This window comes from Kitasatospora sp. NPDC059571 (genome assembly GCF_042735675.1).
GTDB lineage: Bacteria > Actinomycetota > Actinomycetes > Streptomycetales > Streptomycetaceae > Kitasatospora.
In genome coordinates this window covers 1-17705 of record NZ_JBHWBW010000132.1, presented here as the reverse complement: position 1 = coordinate 17705, position 17705 = coordinate 1, and the positions used below count along the sequence as shown (strand labels likewise).

Annotated in this window: 14 protein-coding genes and 1 pseudogene; 7 read left to right on the top strand and 8 right to left on the bottom strand. The window is 75.1% G+C overall.

Annotated features, from left to right (window positions below; translation table 11 throughout):
• Positions 1 to 163 precede the first annotated feature (163 nt).
• Together ACFV0G_RS17265 and ACFV0G_RS17260 are read right to left on the bottom strand one after the other, a co-directional pair.
• Positions 164 to 1966: an MFS transporter gene (locus ACFV0G_RS17265; RefSeq protein ID WP_380547637.1), complete on the bottom strand. Its 1803-nt coding sequence runs from the start codon at positions 1964 to 1966 to the stop codon at positions 164 to 166.
• Positions 1967 to 2349: 383 nt separating this feature from the next.
• Positions 2350 to 4065 carry a proline--tRNA ligase gene (locus ACFV0G_RS17260; protein ID WP_380547634.1) on the bottom strand — a complete coding sequence of 572 codons (1716 nt, stop codon included), beginning with the start codon at positions 4063 to 4065 and terminating at the stop codon, positions 2350 to 2352.
• 461 nt (positions 4066 to 4526) lie between these two features.
• Between ACFV0G_RS17260 and ACFV0G_RS17255 the strand changes: the two genes are divergently transcribed.
• The 3 genes from ACFV0G_RS17255 (at position 4527) to ACFV0G_RS17245 (ending at position 7648) form a co-directional block, all read left to right on the top strand.
• Complete coding sequence (locus ACFV0G_RS17255) at positions 4527 to 5891, top strand: polysaccharide lyase family 1 protein (protein WP_380547631.1); 1365 nt, start codon at positions 4527 to 4529, stop codon at positions 5889 to 5891.
• 381 nt (positions 5892 to 6272) lie between these two features.
• Positions 6273 to 6797: a SigE family RNA polymerase sigma factor gene (locus ACFV0G_RS17250; protein ID WP_380547628.1), complete on the top strand. Its 525-nt coding sequence runs from the start codon at positions 6273 to 6275 to the stop codon at positions 6795 to 6797.
• A complete protein-coding gene (locus tag ACFV0G_RS17245) occupies positions 6797 to 7648 on the top strand; it encodes a hypothetical protein (protein WP_380547625.1) in 852 nt (283 codons plus the stop codon). The genes ACFV0G_RS17250 and ACFV0G_RS17245 overlap by 1 nt, the downstream gene beginning before the upstream one ends.
• A 130-nt stretch (positions 7649 to 7778) precedes the next feature.
• Here the strand turns inward: ACFV0G_RS17245 and ACFV0G_RS17240 are convergent, their stop codons facing one another.
• Complete coding sequence (locus ACFV0G_RS17240) at positions 7779 to 8099, bottom strand: hypothetical protein (protein ID WP_380547622.1); 321 nt, start codon at positions 8097 to 8099, stop codon at positions 7779 to 7781.
• Between the two features lie 480 nt (positions 8100 to 8579).
• Between ACFV0G_RS17240 and ACFV0G_RS17235 the strand changes: the two genes are divergently transcribed.
• Positions 8580 to 9353 carry a CBM20 domain-containing protein gene (locus ACFV0G_RS17235; RefSeq protein ID WP_380547619.1) on the top strand — a complete coding sequence of 258 codons (774 nt, stop codon included), beginning with the start codon at positions 8580 to 8582 and terminating at the stop codon, positions 9351 to 9353.
• Between the two features lie 167 nt (positions 9354 to 9520).
• Here the strand turns inward: ACFV0G_RS17235 and ACFV0G_RS17230 are convergent, their stop codons facing one another.
• Positions 9521 to 10279 carry a methyltransferase domain-containing protein gene (locus tag ACFV0G_RS17230; protein ID WP_380547616.1) on the bottom strand — a complete coding sequence of 253 codons (759 nt, stop codon included), beginning with the start codon at positions 10277 to 10279 and terminating at the stop codon, positions 9521 to 9523.
• Positions 10280 to 10520: 241 nt separating this feature from the next.
• Between ACFV0G_RS17230 and ACFV0G_RS17225 the strand changes: the two genes are divergently transcribed.
• Positions 10521 to 11438 carry an ADP-ribosylglycohydrolase family protein gene (locus tag ACFV0G_RS17225; protein ID WP_380547613.1) on the top strand — a complete coding sequence of 306 codons (918 nt, stop codon included), beginning with the start codon at positions 10521 to 10523 and terminating at the stop codon, positions 11436 to 11438.
• A gap of 102 nt (positions 11439 to 11540) precedes the next feature.
• Here the strand turns inward: ACFV0G_RS17225 and ACFV0G_RS17220 are convergent.
• From ACFV0G_RS17220 to ACFV0G_RS17205, 4 genes and pseudogenes are all read right to left on the bottom strand, one after another.
• A pseudogene (locus ACFV0G_RS17220) lies at positions 11541 to 11732 on the bottom strand (DUF1275 family protein); the annotation flags it as partial.
• A gap of 133 nt (positions 11733 to 11865) precedes the next feature.
• Positions 11866 to 13785 carry an AAA family ATPase gene (locus ACFV0G_RS17215; RefSeq protein ID WP_380547610.1) on the bottom strand — a complete coding sequence of 640 codons (1920 nt, stop codon included), beginning with the start codon at positions 13783 to 13785 and terminating at the stop codon, positions 11866 to 11868.
• Between the two features lie 388 nt (positions 13786 to 14173).
• Complete coding sequence (locus tag ACFV0G_RS17210; protein WP_380547607.1) at positions 14174 to 14761, bottom strand: uridine kinase; 588 nt, start codon at positions 14759 to 14761, stop codon at positions 14174 to 14176.
• 205 nt (positions 14762 to 14966) lie between these two features.
• On the bottom strand, positions 14967 to 15383 hold the full coding sequence (locus ACFV0G_RS17205; protein WP_380547604.1) for a hypothetical protein: 417 nt from the start codon (positions 15381 to 15383) through the stop codon (positions 14967 to 14969).
• 214 nt (positions 15384 to 15597) lie between these two features.
• Between ACFV0G_RS17205 and ACFV0G_RS17200 the strand changes: the two genes are divergently transcribed.
• On the top strand, positions 15598 to 16038 hold the full coding sequence (locus ACFV0G_RS17200; RefSeq protein ID WP_030276058.1) for an Lrp/AsnC family transcriptional regulator: 441 nt from the start codon (positions 15598 to 15600) through the stop codon (positions 16036 to 16038).
• A gap of 31 nt (positions 16039 to 16069) precedes the next feature.
• A complete protein-coding gene (locus ACFV0G_RS17195; protein WP_380547600.1) occupies positions 16070 to 17671 on the top strand; it encodes an amidohydrolase in 1602 nt (533 codons plus the stop codon).
• Positions 17672 to 17705 lie beyond the last annotated feature (34 nt).

Below are 17705 nucleotides of genomic sequence, written 5' to 3'. Positions count from 1 at the left end.
GGAGTCCCGCTGGTCACTCAGAACCCCCCCCCCCCCCCCCGGCGGGGCCGCCCCGCCCCCTCCGCCCCCCCCCGGCGCCGGGGTCCCCCCCCGCGCCGGGCGGGGTGGGAGCGGCCGCCCGCGCGGGGGTCGGCCGCTCCGTCAGCGCTCGGTCAGCGCTCCGTCAGCGGGGCGGCTGCGGGGCGGGGCAGGGGGTGCCGCCGGGGCGGGAGTAGCGGGCGTCGATGCGGTAGCGCCCGGGCGCGGGCGCACGCAGGGTGGTCCACCCGTCGGCGCCCCGGGCGAGGCAGGCACCCGCCGGGCCGTGCACCGCGAGCCAGCGGGTCCACGGAATGCGCACCTCCACCGGCCCGGGCGCCGGGACGCCGAGCACCACCTCGGCGGGACCCGCGTGCTCGACCACGACGGCCGGCCCGGCGGACGGATCACCGGACCTGGCGCTCGACGGGCCGGCCGGCGGACCGCTCGACGGGCCGGGCGGCGGTTCGGTGAGCGGGAGGGCGAGCGGGACGGCGTCGGTGAAGCGGTAGAGCCGCCAGTGGTCGTCGTGCCAGACCTCGCGGAGCCAGTCCGGACCGCTGCCGATCACCGCCGCCTCCTGCCGTGCGGCGTAGTCGAGGGTGCCGGACGGCAGGACGACGTACCCCACCGCCCAGCGGCGCAGCCAGTCGCGGTAGCGGTCCGGCGTCAGCGTCCCCTCGTAGAAGAGGGGGTTGCGCTGCAGGTCGGCCTGGCGGTTCCAGCCCCGGGCGAGCTCGACCGTGCCGGCCAGGCCCCAGGACTCCCAGTGGTTGAGCATCGGCACGGCCTCCACCCGCCCGCGGTCCGCGCCCAGCCGGCGCAGCTCCGCGACCAGGGCGTCGCCGGCGTGCGCGGACGAGGGCGCGGGCAGGCCGACCAGGTTGCCGGCGACCGTCCACCAGGCGGAGGCGGCGCAGGCGGCCAGCAGGACGGCGCCGCGGCGGCGGGAGAGCAGGGGCGGGAGGCGCTTGCTGCGGCCCGGCAACGGCGGGGCCGTGCCGCGCACCGCCAGCAGGACGACCGCGCCGAACAGCAGTCCGAGGCGCTGGACGTTGGCCCCGACCGGGGTGGCGAGCACCCCGGTGGCGACGGCACCGATCCCGTACACCACCGCGCCGGCCCGTACGGCCCGCCACCCGGGCGGCGCGAGAACGAGCACCCCGGCGACCGTCGCCAGGCACATCGCGACCGTCGTCGGCGCGATCGGGTCGATGCCGCGGAACGGGAACAGCACGCCGGTCACCGCCAGCACGACGGGCAGCGGGAGGGCGAGCGCGAGACCGGTCCGGCGGCGGCCGGTGAGCAGCAGCGCCGCCGCCGCGACCTCGACGAACAGTCCGGCGACCGGGCTGGCCAGGGCCGCGAGCAGCGCGCATCCGGCGGCGGCCGCGGTCCGGCGGCGGGGCGTCCGGTAGTGGGGCGTCCGGCGGTGGGGCGGGGAGCGGTCGGGCCCGGCGGCCACCAGTGCGGCCAGCCCGAAGGCGCAGCCGAGCGCAAAGGTCACCCGGCCCGCGACCACGTCGCAGGTGAGCGCGAAGGCACCCCACAGCGCGGCGGGCATCGGCCGGCGGACCCCGGCCCGGACCAGCAGCCGCGCCAGCAGCGCCGCCGCGGCGACGTCCGACAGGACCGCGACCGTCCGCACCCCGAACACGGCCATCAGGTAGGGCGACAGCAGGCTGTAGGAGGCGGGGTGCAGGCCGCCGTACCAGGCCAGGTCGTAGGCGGCGCCGGGGTGGCGGGCGACGAAGTCGGCCCAGGCCCACTGGGCGGCGAGGTCGCCGCCCACCCCGGCGTACAGGACCGCCCAGCCGAGGCCGGCGGCCAGCGCGGCACCCGCGGCGGCCCAGACCGGGGCGTTCGGACGGCCGGGCCGCCTGCCGAACGCCGACGGGGGGACGGCAGACCGGGGGCGGGGGACGAGGGCGTGCTGCGCGGCACTCACTGCGCTCGGATCTCCCGTCGTCGGGGCCGGTCGGCGAGGTCGGCCGGAGAGGTCGGCCGACGGGGTCGGTCCGGGCCGGTCCGAGGGTCGGTCGGGGCCGGTCGGGGTCGGGGACCGCTCCGGGTCCGGGCGATCCGACCCATCGTTCCCCGCCGCGGGCGCGAGCCACCGGTCCGACACCGGAGATGCAACGACCGGCCCAACGCAGGGCGCCCGGATCGGGGCGGGGGGCGCGGGATAGCGCCCCCGGCGCGGGGGGGGGGGGGGGGGGCGGGTGTCGGTGCAGGTGCCGGCGGTGGGGTCGATTGCTCCGGGAGTCTGCCGTGGCGGTCGGCGGTCGGCGGTCTGCGGTCTGCGGTCTGCGGTCTGTGTCGGCCTGCCGGTCAGGCCCGGCGGGCCGCGGTGACCAGGTCGCGGACGTGACCGGCCGCCTCGGCCACCGGCACGCGGGCGGTTGTGCCGGTGGCCCGGCCCACCACCTCGACGACGCCGTCCGCCAGGCCGCGCGGGCCGACGGTGATCCGGTACGGGATGCCGATCAGCTCGGAGTCGGCGAACTTCACGCCGGGGCGCTCGTCCCGGTCGTCCAGGACGACGTCCACGCCGCCGTCCCGCAGGTCGGTGTAGAGGCTCTCGACGACCTTGGCGGTCTCCTCGTCGGCCTTGCCGATCGGGACGACCACCACCTCGAACGGGGCGACCGGCACCGGCCACACGATGCCCTTGTCGTCGTGGTGGGCCTCCACCACGGCCGCGATCGCCCGCTCGACGCCGATCCCGTAACTGCCCATGATCGGCCTGACCCGGCCGCCGTCCGGGCCGAGCACGGTGATGTCCAGCGTCTCGGTGTACTTGCGGCCGAGCTTGAAGATGTGGCCGACCTCGACCGTGCGGACGATCCGCAGCGGCTCCCCGCAGGAGGGGCAGGCCTCGCCGGCGGCCACCTCGCGGAAGTCCGCCCAGCCGGTCGCGGCGATGTCGCGGGCCACGTCCACCCCACGGAGGTGGACGCCGTCGCGGTTGGCGCCGGTGGTCATCGCCCGGCGGCCGCGCAGCGCCTCGTCCACCAGGACGGGCAGCCCGGCCGGGACACCGACCGCTCCCAGGCTGCCGGGCGAGGCGCCGAGCGCGGCCCGGATCTCCTCGGGGGTCGCCGGGCGTGCCGCGGCCGCGCCTGCCGCGTCGAGCAGCTTCTGCTCGACCAGCGCATGGTCGCCGCGCATCAGCACCAGGGTGAGGCGGCCGTCCACGATGTACACCAGCGTCTTGATCTGCTGCTCGGCCGGGACGCCGTGGCGGGCCGTGAGCTCCTCGATGGTGCGGGCCTCGGGGGTGTCGAACGGTTCGGGGGCGGCGAGGCCCTCGGGGTCGTCGACGGCGGGCAGCGCAGCGGTCGCTTTCTCCATGTTGGCGGCGTAGCGGCAGGCGGTGCAGTGCACGACCAGGTCCTCGCCGGCCTCGGTCGGCGACATGAACTCCACCGAGGCGGAGCCGCCCATGCTGCCGCTGGAGGCCTGGACGGGGATGGCCGGGACACCCAGCCGGGCGAAGATCCTGGTGTACGCCTCGTGGTGCAGGTCGAAGGAGCGGTCGAGGCCCGCCTCGTCGAGGTCGAAGCTGTACGAGTCCTTCATGGTGAACTCGCGGACCCGCAGCAGGCCGCTCTTCGGCCGCGGCTCGTCGCGGAACTTCGTCTGGAACTGGTACCACATCTGCGGGAGTTGGCGGTACGAGGCCAGCTCGTCGGCGAGCGTGGTGAAGATCTCCTCGTGGGTCATGCCGAGCGCGAGGTCGGCGCCCCTGCGGTCCTTCACCCGGAACATCTCCTCGCCCATCACCTCCCAGCGGCCCGAGCGCTGCCAGATCTCGGCCGGGTGCATCGCCGGGAGCAGCCACTCCTGCGAGCCGATCCGGTCCATCTCCTCGCGCACGATCCGGATGACCTTGGCCCGCACCCGCACGGCCAGCGGCAGCAGGGAGTAGTGGCCGGCCATCAGCTGGCGGACGAACCCGGCCCGGACCAGCAGGCGGTGGCTCACCGCGTCCGCGTCCGCCGGGTCCTCGCGGAGCGTCGGGGTGTACATCTGGGACCAGCGCATATCCGTCCTCCTGTCCGGTAGTCAGAGCCGTCCGGAGCGGCGTGTCCGTCCCGATCGGCCCGGCGGGTCCGTGCCGATCGGCCCGGCGGGTCCGTGCTGATCGGCGCGGCGCCCGGCCTTCGCACCCCGCGTCCCGCGCGGTGGCGGGCAGGTCCGGGCCGGTCAGGTCCGACCCGGTCAGGTCCGGGCTGGCCCGGTCAGGTCAGGTCCACCCGCGCCGGCCGCACGCGCGACCCTGTGGCGTCCGGAACGAACGCTACTGGATCACCGACCCCGGCCGCCGTACGGAGCGGACAGCTGCGCTCGCGGGCGTTACGTCGCGTCGCGTCACCCCAATCACGGCAGCCACGTCACGTCACATCAGGAACCCTGCGGAAAACTTTCCCGAACGCGGCAACCCTTCCTCCGGCGGCGGCAACTGAGGGGCAGACAGAGCCCCGCGTTCCAAGGAGTCACCGCTCATGTCCGTTTCCTCGCACCGCCGTCCGGTGGGCCGCCGCCGACTGGCCCTGATCGGGGCCGCGGCCGTCACCGCGGCCGGCCTGGGCGCCGTCCCGCTGGTCATGAACGCCGATGCCGCGGCCACTGACCTCGCGCACGGCGTGCTGCCCGCCAAGGACGGCTGGGCTGCGAGCGGTTCCGGCACCACCGGCGGCCAGGCCGCCGACACCGCGCACGTGTTCACCGTCGGCACCCGGGCCGAGCTGGTGAAGGCGCTGACGGCCGCCCCGGCCGGGGCACCGCGCATCATCAAGGTCAAGGGCCTCATCGACGCCAACACCGACGACGCCGGGAAGCCGATCACCTGCCAGCAGTACGCGGACGGCACCGGCTATTCGCTCGCCGCCTACCTCAAGGCCTACGACCCGGCGGCCTGGGGGCGCAGCAAGGTGCCGTCGGGCGGCCAGGAGAACGCCCGCATGGCCGCGCAGCAGAAGCAGGCAGCCCGGGTGGCGTTCACCGTGCCGTCCCGGACGACGATCGTCGGCGTGCCCGGCACCGGGGCGGGCATCACCGGAGGCAGCCTCCAGGTGAAGGGCGCGGACAATGTGATCATCCGCAACCTGTCCTTCAGCGACGTCCGGGACTGCTTCCCGCAGTGGGACCCCACCGACGGGTCCACGGGCAACTGGAACTCCGAGTACGACGCCGTCACGCTCCGCGGGGCGACCCACGTGTGGGCCGACCACAACACCTTCTCCGACGCCCCGCACTACGACGCCGCCAACGCGTCCTACTTCGGCCGGGAGTACCAGGTCCACGACGGAGCCCTCGACATCACCAACGCCTCCGACCTGGTCACCGTCGAGTACAACCGCTTCACCAATCACGACAAGACGATGCTGATCGGGAGCAGCGACAAGGACACCAAGCTCCGCGTCACCCTGCACCACAACGTGTTCCAGGGCATCGTGCAGCGCGCCCCGCTCGCCCGCGTCGGCCAGATCCACCTCTACAACAACCTCTACGACACCGCGAAGCTCAACGGCTACACCCACAGCTACAGCATCAACTCCCGGGCCGGCGCCCAGGTCGTCGCCCAGAACAACTACTGGGCGCTGTCGGCCGACCGGAAGGCCTCGCAGCTGCTCAGCGGCGACGGCACCGGCGCCATCGCGGGCAGCGGCAACCTGGTCAACGGCACGAAGACCGACCTCGTGGCCGCCTACAACGCGGCCAACTCCAAGAAGAAGATCAAGACGACGGCGAACTGGACGCCCACCCTCACCGCCGGACTCGAGACGTCCGCCGCCGGCCTGCCCGCCGAACTCGCCAAGAAGGCCGGCGCCGGGGTGCTCACCGCCACCGGCACCGTCGCGGGCTGAGACCGGGAGCGGGCGAGGGCGCGGGTGGGGATACGGGCAGCAAGGGAGCGGACGGTGACCACGGAGGGGCTTCACGGCGACCGGGTGAGTGGGCGCCGCGCGGCGATCTCCTGTCCGTCCGGGTCGGTGGCGAGTCCGGTCGGGCCACGGGTCGGCCCGACCCGGGCGGTGATGGCTGCGGCCGGCGCCGGCCGGGCCGGTGCGCGGGCGGCGGTCCGGGCGGGTGCTCCGGCCTCGGGGAAGGCGGCAGGGCGGGCGGCAGAGCCGGAGGCGGGGAAGGCGGCAGAGCGGGAGGCGGGGAAGCGGCCCGCCGGACCTGGTAGTCTGCCACCTCCCAGCGATGTGGGCGCTCACATTCCATCGAGAGGCCACTCCACAGGCATGATCGCCGACGAGGCATCCACGGAGTTCCACGCGTTCTTCGAACGCCACCACTCCGAACTTGCGCGCCTCGCCTACCTCCTGACGGGCGAGCCGGATGCCGCGGACGATCTTGCGGCGGACGCCATGCTTGCGCTGTGGCACCGCTGGGATCGTGTCCGCAGGGCCGACCACCCGCTCGCCTATGCCCGCGGCGTGGTGGCCAACCTCGCACGGGGCCGGGTCCGCAGCGCCGTCCGCGAACGCCGCAGGGTGCTGCTGTTCTGGCAGCACCGCACCGACCGCGTCGACAACCCCGATGTCGCCTCGGTCGTCGACGTACGGTCCGCGCTCGCCCGCCTGCCCCTGCGCAAGCGAGCCTGCGTCGTCCTGCGACACGCCTTCGACCTCTCCGAGAAGGACACCGCTCTCGCCCTGGGCATATCGGTCGGTACGGTGAAGAGCCAGACCGCCAAGGGGATGGCGGAGTTGGAGAAGCTGCTCGGAGCCCGGGTCGGCGCGGAACTCACGGGCAGGAGAAGGTGATGGACGACCTGCGCGGCCAGCTGAGGGAAGCCGCCGAGGAGCACGTGCCGAACCGGGCGCGGATGCTCGCCCGAATCGAACGGGGCATGGCACAGCCCGCCTCGGGCCGCCCCGACCGTCCGGGTCGGCACCGCGAACACTCCCGGGTGCTGTCCTGGCCCAAGGTCGTGCTCGCCACCCTGGCCACGGCCGGCGCCATGACCGTGGGCGGCCTCGCCGTGGCCGCCATCGTCCACTCGCCCGCGCCGCAACCTGTGCAGAGCGCCGACGCAGGCCCTAGCCGGTCCTCCACCGGAAGCCCGCCCGGCACCCGGGACAGCGCGGCGCCGCCGCCCGGCACACCCACCGCGGAGCCGAGCCGGACCCCGTCGACGGGCAGCGCCGCACCGCCGTCGACAACCCCGTCCACCGCCGCCAGTACCGCCACTGCACCGCCCGTCGGCGGCAACCACACCACTGACGGCCCGCTCTGGTCCGACGGCTCGGTCGACCCGCACAGCACCTTGTACTGGGCGCAGAGCAACGTCACGGTCAAGACGAAGCAGGCACTCACCGCCCTGACGGTGGAACTGCGCATCGCCCTCACCGCCGGCGTCGCGGACACCGGGCACTGGCAGACACCGTCCGCCGCGGACTTCGACGTCTCCGTCCGCACGGACGGCGGCTTCCTCGTCTACCGATGGACCCTCAAGCCGGGCAGGACCGTCCCTGCCGGCCAGCACGTTTTCGCAGGCCAGTACAACCACGCCTCGGGCGGACGCGACGCCAAGGCCGACCGGTACTCGGCCGACGCCACCGCGGTTGACGGCACCCACGCGTCCGTCTGGGGGGACTTCGCCCGGACCGGCTGAGGGCCTGCCGGGCCGCTCCGCCGCGCGGCTCACCCAGCCGCACACTCGCCGTACGCCTCACCAGGCGCCTGCCACGCCTCCGCCCCCGGCAGGGCGGCCAGCTTGACGGCCGGCGATGCAGGGACCCGGATCAGAGGGTGCGCACCCCCTCCGCGCAGGTGGGACAGACGCGCTGGGCCCAGCGCGGTGGATACCAGTCGGCGCCGGCCTCGGCCGGCTGATACGGGTCGCGCTGCAGGTCCGCCGCATCCAGGCCGCAGAAGGTACGTCCGACGGGCGGCCCTGCCCCGCCGGGCGCACTGGGCGCGCCTGCAGGAGCAGGCGCACCCCGGTCGACCGGCACCGCGTGCACGACCAGCGCCGCACGCCCGTGCTCCGGATGCTCGCCGCCGCCCAACTCGTGCGTCGACCGCGGCTCCTCGATCTCCAGCATCACCACGATCCTCGTCATGCTCCGAGCCTCCCGCCCACGGCCCGCCGGCGCACCTCGCGCGCCCTGCACACTGCGGAGCCGTACGACCAAGAGAGGGCGCCGAAGACGGAAAGGTTCCAGCCCTCCTCACCGGATTGCGGGTGGCGGCACGGCAACCCGGGCCTCCACCTGGACCGGGGCCGGTGGCCAGCAGGTTTCGGCTGACGTCGGGGCCGCACGCCACGCCGGGGCGGCCCCCGGAGCCGATCAGCGCAGGCGCGCGGCCGCAGGTGGCGGGCGGTCCGACCGCTCGACGGCGACCGGCGGCAGCCGACGGAGGCCGGTCGAGAGTGGCCGAAAATCGCCCACTCTTGCGCAAGACAATGAAAGAAATTTCAATCGCCTCAGGCGCCCTGTGCTTCGATGCCTGTCAGGGCCTGAACAACCGGCCCTCATACCGCCGCACTTCAGCGCCGAAGAACGCCGCGGACCCGCACTCCACCGCCCCGGAGGACGACCATGCCCGCCCTGTTCTGCCGCGCCCGGTCCCGCCCGCTCCTGTCGGTCCTGCTCGCAGCACTGGCCCTGTCCGCCGTCTCCCCCGCCGCGTCGGCCTCGGCGTTGACCGCGGGCTCCGCGCCCGGCGGCGCACCGGTGTCGATCTCGGCCGCCGACGACGGACCTGCCACCGTCACCGTGCCCGTCCGCGTCACAGCCGCCACCGATTTCGGCGACACCGTCCTGATCTCCGGCAGCACCGCAGAGCTCGGCGCGTGGGACCCGGCCAGGGCCGTCCCGCTCGCCACCGACTCCGGCAGCTACCCCTCATGGTCGGCCGAGCTCCACCTGCCGCCCGGCGGCCAGGTCCAGTACAAGTACCTCAAGCGCTCCCCCGGCGGCTCGGTGACCTGGGAGGACGTGCCCGACCGGTCCGTCCTCGTCTCCCCGGGCGGCACCACCGCGCTCGACGACCGCTGGAACACCCCCGACGGCAATCCCCTCATCACGGTCTTCAGCGCCAAGGCCGACACCATCTACGGCCAGAGTCTCTACGTCACCGGCAACCTCGCCGAGCTCGGCGCGTGGGACCCGGCCAAGGCCATCCCGCTCACCACCAGCCGCAGGGTCTACCCCCAGTGGACCGGCTTCGCCTCCCTGCCGCCCAACACCGCCGTCGCCTACAAGTACCTGAAGCGCAACCCGGACGGCAGCGTCGCCTGGGAGGCCGGCCCCAACCACACCGCCACCACCCCGCCCACCGGCACCTTCACCATCAACGACACCTGGCAGTAGAGCGTTCGGCCGTCACCCTGCGGCGGCTGACGCGTCTCGGAGTGGTGGGCGAGCCGGCCCACCACTCCCGCCGGTCGCCGACAATCCGATTGGGCGGAAAGGCAACGCCCGCCGGCCGGATTCCGACTCTGATCACCCATCGCCCCAACCGGTGCCGGATATCCGGCTCACGCCCGCACCGCCGTGACCACCATCGCCGTCTCGGCGAAGAACACGCGACCGCTGTCCGCGGCCTCCAGCACCTGGGAGTGCCAGGCGTGAACCTCTGCGGACGTCACCGCGGTACTGCCCCGTGCAGCAGCCCCCGTCAGGGCGTGGCGGATGCCCTCCACCCGGCGGGCGGCTGCGCCGGTGAGCTCGGTCGCGTTCGTCACCCAGGGCCGGACCCGCTCCGGCACCAGCGGGGAGAGGCGCACCAACCCGGGCAGTCGGCGGCCGATCCGTCCGTCCGCGTGGTCCATCCAGGGCTGCCGGTCGTCCGTGAACGCGTGGCAGATCCGCCGGTCCAACTCCCGCTCCGGGCCTGCCACCACGATCGTGTCGAAGTCGACGTGCGCCAGTACCGCCCGGCCTCCGGGCCGCAGCAGCCGCGCCGCCTCGGCGAGGAGCGCGAGGGGATCCGGAAGGCACTCCAGCACGTTGTACGACACCACCGCGTCCGCACAGCCGCTGCGCAGCGGTAGCGGTCGCCGCAGGTCCGCAACCGCAACGGCCGTCGCACCCCGGTGCCCGGACAGTGCGGTCCGCGCCGCCGCAGCATCCGGCGCCGACCGATCGAGGCCCACCAGCCGCGCGCCCGGCAGCCTCCGGGCGAACGCCGCCAGTGTCGGTCCGCTGCCGCAGCCGAGGTCCACCACTGTTCCATTCGCCGGGAGTTGCGCCTCCGAGACCAAGCGGCCGTGGATGGGTTCATCTGCCTCCGACACTCCGCACTCCTCCTACCCCGCCTGCCCCACCCGGCGGTCGGCCCCTCCCAGAGATCTGCCCCTGCCGGGCGCCATGCGACACCTCACCGGCACCGGCACCGGCACCGGCACCGGCCGGGCCGATAGGGCGAGGCACCGGACAGTGCAGGCTCGGCGAAATGCCCGACGATCTCCCGGCCGGCCCGCCGAAGATCGGACAACTCAGCTGCACACCAAGCCCGTTCACTGCAAAAATATGCCCATGACCTCGTTCGGTGCCGCTCGTGATGCTCTGGAGGGCCTGGCTCTCGGTGACGCTTTCGGGGAGAGGTGGTTCCGGCGCCACCGCCCCGCCCGGCATGCCATCGACGCGATCCGGGCCCGTCGCACGCCGCCCGAGTCGCCGTGGCAGTGGACCGACGACACTGCGATGGCGCTCGCGCTGTACCGCGTGCTGACGGTCCACGACGCCGTCCACCAGGACGACCTGGCGGCCGCGTTCGCCGCGGTGTACGGGGCCGACCCCGCTCGCGGATACGGCTACGGCATGCACCAACTGCTGCCCAAGCTCGCCGACCGGCCGTCGAGTTGGCGGGAGGAGACGCGCGGCCTGTTCGGCGGCGAGGGGAGTCTCGGCAACGGTGCAGCCATGCGGGTGGCGCCGCTGGGTGCATGGTTCTGCGAGGACCTCGACGAGGTGGCCGAGCAGGCGGCGTTCTCGGCGGAGGTCACGCACACCCACCCGGAGGGTGTCGCCGGTGCGGTGGCGGTGGCCGTGGCCGCAGCGATCGCCGCACGGAGCCGCAACAGCGCGGCACCGGACGGCGCAGCGCTGCTGAACGAAGTGGTCGAACGGACGCCGGCCGGGCAGATCCGCGACGGGCTCCGGACGGCCGCGGAACTCGCACCGGACACCGAGCCGTGGCGGGCCGCCGATCTGCTCGGCAACGGTCAGCGGATCCGGGCGAGCGACACCGTGCCGTTCGCGCTGTGGTCCGCCGCCCACCATATCGACAGCCTCGCCGACGCGTTGTGGACCACCGCCGAGGGCCTCGGCGATGTCGACACCACCTGCGCGATCACCGGTGGCACGGTCGCGGCCCGCACCGGCCTGGCCGGCTTGCCCGCCGCCTGGCTGGAGCGCCGTGAACCGCTTCCCGACTGGCTCGACGCCGCCTGAACCGCCACCGGTCCGGCGCGGGCCCCCCGCCCCCCCCCACCCCCCCGCCCCGGCGACGGGCGCCCCGCCCGGGCCGGGGTCGCGGACCAGCCGCCGGTTGGCCCGGTGCCCGCCGAGCGCCCCGAACGCGAACGCCACCAGGCACAGCCCGGCGCCGAGGACGGAGAGATCCTCGCCGGCCAGTCCGAAGCCGAGGAAGAGCACGTTGCCGGTCATCACCGCGGTGAAGACCCGGCCGAGCCCGAGGAAGCTGGCCGCCTCGACGATCCCGGTGACCACGGTCAGCAGCAGCATGGCCACCGTCCGCGGATCGGGGCGCAGGGGCGTCGGGAGCACTCTGGTCCGGACCACTCTTGTTGGGTACCAGCCGCGCCCGCCCGCGCCCGGCCGACCGGCCGCGCGCACCCCGGCCGGTCACCGGAACGGGTCAGCCGCTGCGGCCGTCGATCAGCTCGCCGTACGCCTGGAGCAGGTCCGGCAGACGCAGGGTCGCCAGGTCCTCGCGGCTCGGCAGTTCGCACTGCCCGGTCAGCCGCAGGTCGCGGTAGGCGCAGGACTTCTCGTACAGGGTGCGGATGAAGCGGGCGTTGCCGAGTTCGTCTATCCACCCCTCGGCGACGACGTGCCCGCAGATGGAGGACAGCTCGTCCGCGGCATCCTCGTCCCAGCCGTCGCCGCCCGCCAGCGCCAGGCTGCGGCCGATCTCGGTGAGCTCGGCCGGCCGGTAGCTGGGGAAGTCGACCCGGGTGGTGAAGCGGGAGTTGAGCCCGGGGTTGGCGGCGAGCAGCCGGTTCATCCCCTCCGGGTAGCCGGCCAGGATGACCACCAGCCGGTCCCGGTTGTCCTCGGCCCGCTTGAGCAGCACCTGGAGCGCCTCGTCGCCGTACGCGTCGCCCTTGCTGTAACCGGAGTTGGAGAGGCTGTACGCCTCGTCGATGAAGAGCACGCCGTCCAGCGCCGAGTCGATCAGCTCGTTCGCCTTGACCGCGGTCTGGCCGAGGAACTCACCGACCAGGTCGGCGCGTTGGGCCTCCACCAGATGGTCGCCGGAGAGCAGCCCGAGGGCGTGGAAGACCTGGCCGAGGATCCGGGCCACCGTGGTCTTGCCGGTGCCGGAGGGGCCGGAGAAGACGAAGTGCCGCTTGGGCGGCTGGACGGGCAGCCCGCGCTCGGCCCGCAGCCGGGACATCCGCAGCTGCGCGGAGAGCGCCCGGACCTGCCGCTTGACCGGCTCCAGGCCGACCATCCGGGAGAGCTCCGCGAGGGCGGCGTCCAGCTCGTGCTGGCGGCCGGGCCCGATCTGCGCCGCGGCAGCGGCGCCGGCCGGCAGGGCGCCGTCGGCGGTGCGCGGGGGAGCGGCGGTCGGCCCGTCGGCGCCCCCCGACCGCTCGGCCACCGGCTCGCCGAGCGGCCCGTAGGCCGGTTCGGCCACCGCCTCGGCGAGCGCCGCCGCCCCGGGCGGGGCCGGCAGCACCGGCAGGTCGCCGAAGGCGTCGGGGCCCGCCGGGCCGGGCAGGTCGGCGAGGTCGGGCAGGTCGGCGAGGTCGGCCGCGAGGCCCGGCCCGCCGGACTCCAGCTCCGGTTCGGGATCGGGCAGCACGGTGACCGTGTCCACCCCGTCGAGCAGGCCGTCCAGCGCGCCGTCCTCGGCGGTGATGGCGGCCAGCCGGGTTGCGGTGTCCATGAACGCCGGGTCGGCCCGGTGCACCGAGCGGTAGAGCGGCAGCGCGGCGGCACTGCGCCCGGCGCCCTCGTACGCGCGGGCCAGCCAGTAGCGGAGCTCCTTGCGCTGCGGCTGCTCGGAGCGGCAGCGGGCCAGCGAGGCGGCGAGCGGGGCCTGCGCCTGGGCGCACATGTCGAGGCGGACTCTCGCCATCCCTCCGAACAGCCCGGCCTCGATGCCCAGCACCGGGTCGTCGAGCAGCCGGTCGGTGTCGCGGATCAGCTGCTCCCAGTCCTTGACCAGGTAGGAGCGGCAGGCGTGCAGGAACCGCACCGACGGGTCCTCGTCGGCGGGCGGGCAGTCGGCCAGTGCCCGGTCGAGCTCGGCGAGGTGCCGGCCGTCGAGCCAGTGCGAGGCGTGCGCGAGGGCGAGGTCGCGGTCGTCCTCCAGCACCGGCTGCACCCACCAGCCCAGCCAGTACCAGGAACTGAGGGGGCGTCGGTGGCGCAGCCGCTGCTCGCCGAAGCGGTTGCGGTTGCGGTGCATGGCCAGCAGGGCGCCGGCGGTGTCGCAGCGCAGTGCGTGCAGGCCGAGCCAGGCGTCGGCCATCCCCGGGTCGAGCCGGACGGCGGTGCGGAACTCCTCCTCCGCGCGGGCGTAGGAGCCCGCCGCGTAGGCGTCCATGGCCCGCTGCCATGCGCGGTCGGCCTGCCTGTGCGGTCCAGTGCCGCGGGAACCGTTGCCGCTGTCCACCCTCACCCCACGCCCCCCGCCGTGCATCGAGGCCCGGTCGGCCGACGGAACGCCGGACGGACCATCCGTCAGTTCGCGCAGCCCCCGGACGCATGCGCGCCTGCCTGGAATCGTACCGGGGCCCGGCTGATCCGGAAGGGTGCCGCGCCGGGTCAAATATGCGTACCCGAGGGGCTGTTGGAGGGAAACCCGGACGGCCGGGGAAAGGGCGACGGCGTCTCCGGCTCACGGGGGAACAAGCCGGAGACGCCGCGTCTGTTGTTGCGGGATCAACAAATCTCGCGACGTGAAGAAAGGTAGATCCTGGCGACGGCCCAGGTCAAGAGCGTGCCGGAGGCTCACCGAGGGTGGCGCGGAGGATTCGCCCCGTGAGCCCGTCGACGGTCAGATCCGCGTGGGGACGGGACGGGTCGTCGGCGAAGTGTGCGCGCTCGGCGCGCACCCAGCCGGCCCAGAAATGCGCCAGCTCCGGCCCGTCCCGGAGCAGCCCGCGCGCGTTCGCTGCCGGACCGTCAAGTTCCATCCACACCAGGGCGGCCAGCGCGGGGCGCACCGCACGGCGGCCCGCACCCACGCCCTCCAGCAGCACCACCGGGGCGGCCGGCACCGTCCGCGGCGGCCCGAAGCACCGCCGCGTCCAGTCGTACACCGGGTGTTCGGCGGCCGTGCCGCGGTCGAACGGCTCCAGCACGCCGGTGCGCAGCCGCTCCGTCCAGCCGAACGGCTCCTCGTGGGTGGCCAGGTCGTCCAGGTGGACGACCGGGGCGCCGCCGAGCGCGGCGGCGAGCCGGGCGGCGAAGGTGGTCTTCCCCGAGCCGGCGTGGCCGTCGACGCCGACCAGCCGGACGGGCCCGACGGACGGTGGGAGCGCGCCCAGCGACGCCGCGAGATCGTCCAGGTCGGTCATGCCGCCAGGGTACGGGGCCGGCGGGGCCGGGCCCGGTGTGCGGCGCCGGTGCGGGCTGCCGCGGCCGGCCGGTGGTCGGTCGGCCGCCGCGGTCCGTGCGCCGGGGAAGCGGCCGCGGTCCTGCGGGAGGCGGAGGTGCCACGAGAGGCCGTCGGCACCCCGCCGGGAGCGGCGCCGGCCGGCGGGCCGGCGCTGCCTTCGGGCGTCAGCGCCGGCCGGAACGGCCCCGCTGCGCCGGGATGCGGGCCACCGGGCCCTCGCCGGGCGCCCCCGCGTGCGAGAACGGCTGCGTGCGCCAGTCGAGTTCGCTCGGGAGGGTGAGCAGCGCGGCGAGCCCGGCGTCGCCGTCCTCGGCGGCCTCCTCGACCTCGGCGAGCTCGTCGGTCGGCGCACCCGTGCCCGGGCAGAGCGCCGCGGCGAAGGGGTGCCAGGCGGTGGGCAGCACGGCGTGCTGCGGGAGCCGCTCCTCGTCGCCGATCAGCGCGATCGGCCGGTCGCAGGCCGGGCAGTGCACCCGGACGATCTCCCAGGTCTCGGCCTCGCCCGGGTCCACCCCCAGGATGTACTCGGGCTCGGTGCGTTCCTCGTCCTCGCTGCGCGGACGGTGGTCAGTTGCAGGCATGTGATCCCCCTTGGATCGGGCCCGGCCGTCATCGGCCCCGGCCAACAGCAGCCTTGCCCGCCGACGACGGGTCATAACCCTGCACTGCGGCGCACGGTGATGCACGGGGTGTGGCGTTCGCCACATCCCCGTGGCATGTGCCCCCCGGGTGCGCCCCTGGGACGCGCCCCGGCCCGGAGACGCGGCGACCTCCGATCGAGTAGGTTTGCGCCTTGTGGAGGATCTCGACCAGCGCATCGTCCAGCTGCTGCTCCAGGACGGCCGGATGAGCTACACGGACCTGGGCAAGGCGACCGGCCTGTCGACGTCGGCGGTGCACCAGCGGGTGCGCCGCCTGGAGCAGCGCGGGGTGATCCGCGGCTACACCGCGATCATCGACCCGGAGTCGGTCGACCTGGCGCTGACCGCATTCATCTCGGTCAAGCCGTTCGACCCGAGCGCGCCGGACGACACCCCCGAGCGCCTGGTCGGCCTGCCCGAGATCGAGGCCTGCCACAGCGTCGCCGGCGACGAGAACTACATCCTCAAGGTCCGCGTCGGCGCCCCAGGCGACCTGGAGGACCTGCTGGCCCGGATCCGCTCCGCCGCCGGCGTCTCCACCCGCACCACGGTCGTGCTCTCCACCCCGTACGAGGCGCGCCCCCCGAAGCTCTGACCGGCCGGCCCGGGGGTGCAGACTGGGGCCCATGACCGAACGCACCAACCGGACCGTGCTGCTCAGAGGCGGCAACGTCTACAGCCCCGCCGACCCCTTCGCCACCGCGATGCTCGTCGAGGGCGGACACATCGCCTGGGTCGGCAGCGACGGCGCCGCCGAGGCGTACGCGGCCACCGCCGACGAGGTGGTGGAGCTGGCCGGTGCCCTGGTCACCCCGGCCTTCGTCGACGCCCACGTGCACGCCACCTCGGCCGGCCTGGCGCTCACCGGCCTCGACCTCACCGGCTGCCCGAGCCTCGCCGAGGCGCTGGACCGCATCGCCGCGGCCGCCCGCACCACCGAGGGCCTGCTCATCGGCCACGGCTGGGACGAGACCCGCTGGCCCGAGGGCCGCCCGCCCACCCACGCCGAACTCGACGCGGCCTGCGCCGGCCGGCCCGCGTACCTCTCGCGCACCGACGTGCACTCCGCGCTCGCCTCCACCGCGCTGCGGGCGCTCGCCGACGGCCTCGCCGAACTCCCCGGCCACCACCCGGACGGGCCGCTCGCCCAGGGAGCCCACCACGCGGTGCGCCGCGCCGCACTGGCCCACCTGACGCCCGCTCAGCGCCGGGCCGCCCAGCGGGCCACGCTGGCCCGGGCCGCCGAACTCGGCATCGGCGCGCTGCACGAGTGCGCCGGCCCCGACATCTCCTCCGAGGCGGACTTCACCGAACTGCTCGCGCTGGCCGCCGAGGGCGACGGGCCCGAGGTGTTCGGCTACTGGGGCGAGCTCGGCGCGGTCGACACCGCCCGCCGCCTCGGCGCGGTGGGCGCCGGCGGCGACCTCTTCGCGGACGGCGCGCTCGGCTCGCACACCGCCTGCCTGCACGCCCCCTACGCGGACGCCGAGCACACCGGCACCGCCTATCTCACCGTCGAGCAGATCGCCGACCACGTCGCGGCCTGCACCGAGGCCGGCCTCCAGGCGGGCTTCCACGCCATCGGCGACGCCGCGGTGGACGCGGTCGTGGCGGGCGTCCGCGCCGCCGCCGACCGGGTCGGCCCGGCCCGCGTCCGGGCGATGCGGCACCGGGTCGAGCACGCCGAGGCGCTGGACGACAAGTCCGTGGCCGCCTTCGCCGAACTGGGCCTGACCGCCTCCGTCCAGCCCGCCTTCGACGCCGCCTGGGGCGGCCCGGACGGCATGTACGCCCAGCGGCTCGGCGCCGAGCGGGCCGCGGCGCTCAACCCGTTCGCGGGCCTGCTGCGCGCCGGCGTCCCGCTGGCGTTCGGCTCGGACGCCCCGGTGACCCCGCTCGACCCGTGGGGGACGGTCCGGGCCGCCGCCTTCCACCGCACCCCGGAGCACCGGATCTCGGTCCGGGCCGCCTTCACCGCCCACACCCGCGGCGGCTGGCGGGCGCTCGGCCGCGACGCCGACGGCGTCCTGGTGCCCGGCGCGGTCGCCAGCTTCGCGATCTGGGCGGTCGACGAACTGGTCGTCCAGGCCCCGGACACCCGCGTCGCCGGCTGGTCCACCGACCCCCGCTCCGGCACCCCCGGCCTCCCCGACCTCACCCCCGGCCACCCCCTCCCCACCTGCCTGCGCACCGTCGTCCGCGGCCGCACCGTCCACCTCGCCCGCTGACCGCGGCCGGGGCCGGCCCGCCCTCCGCGGCGGC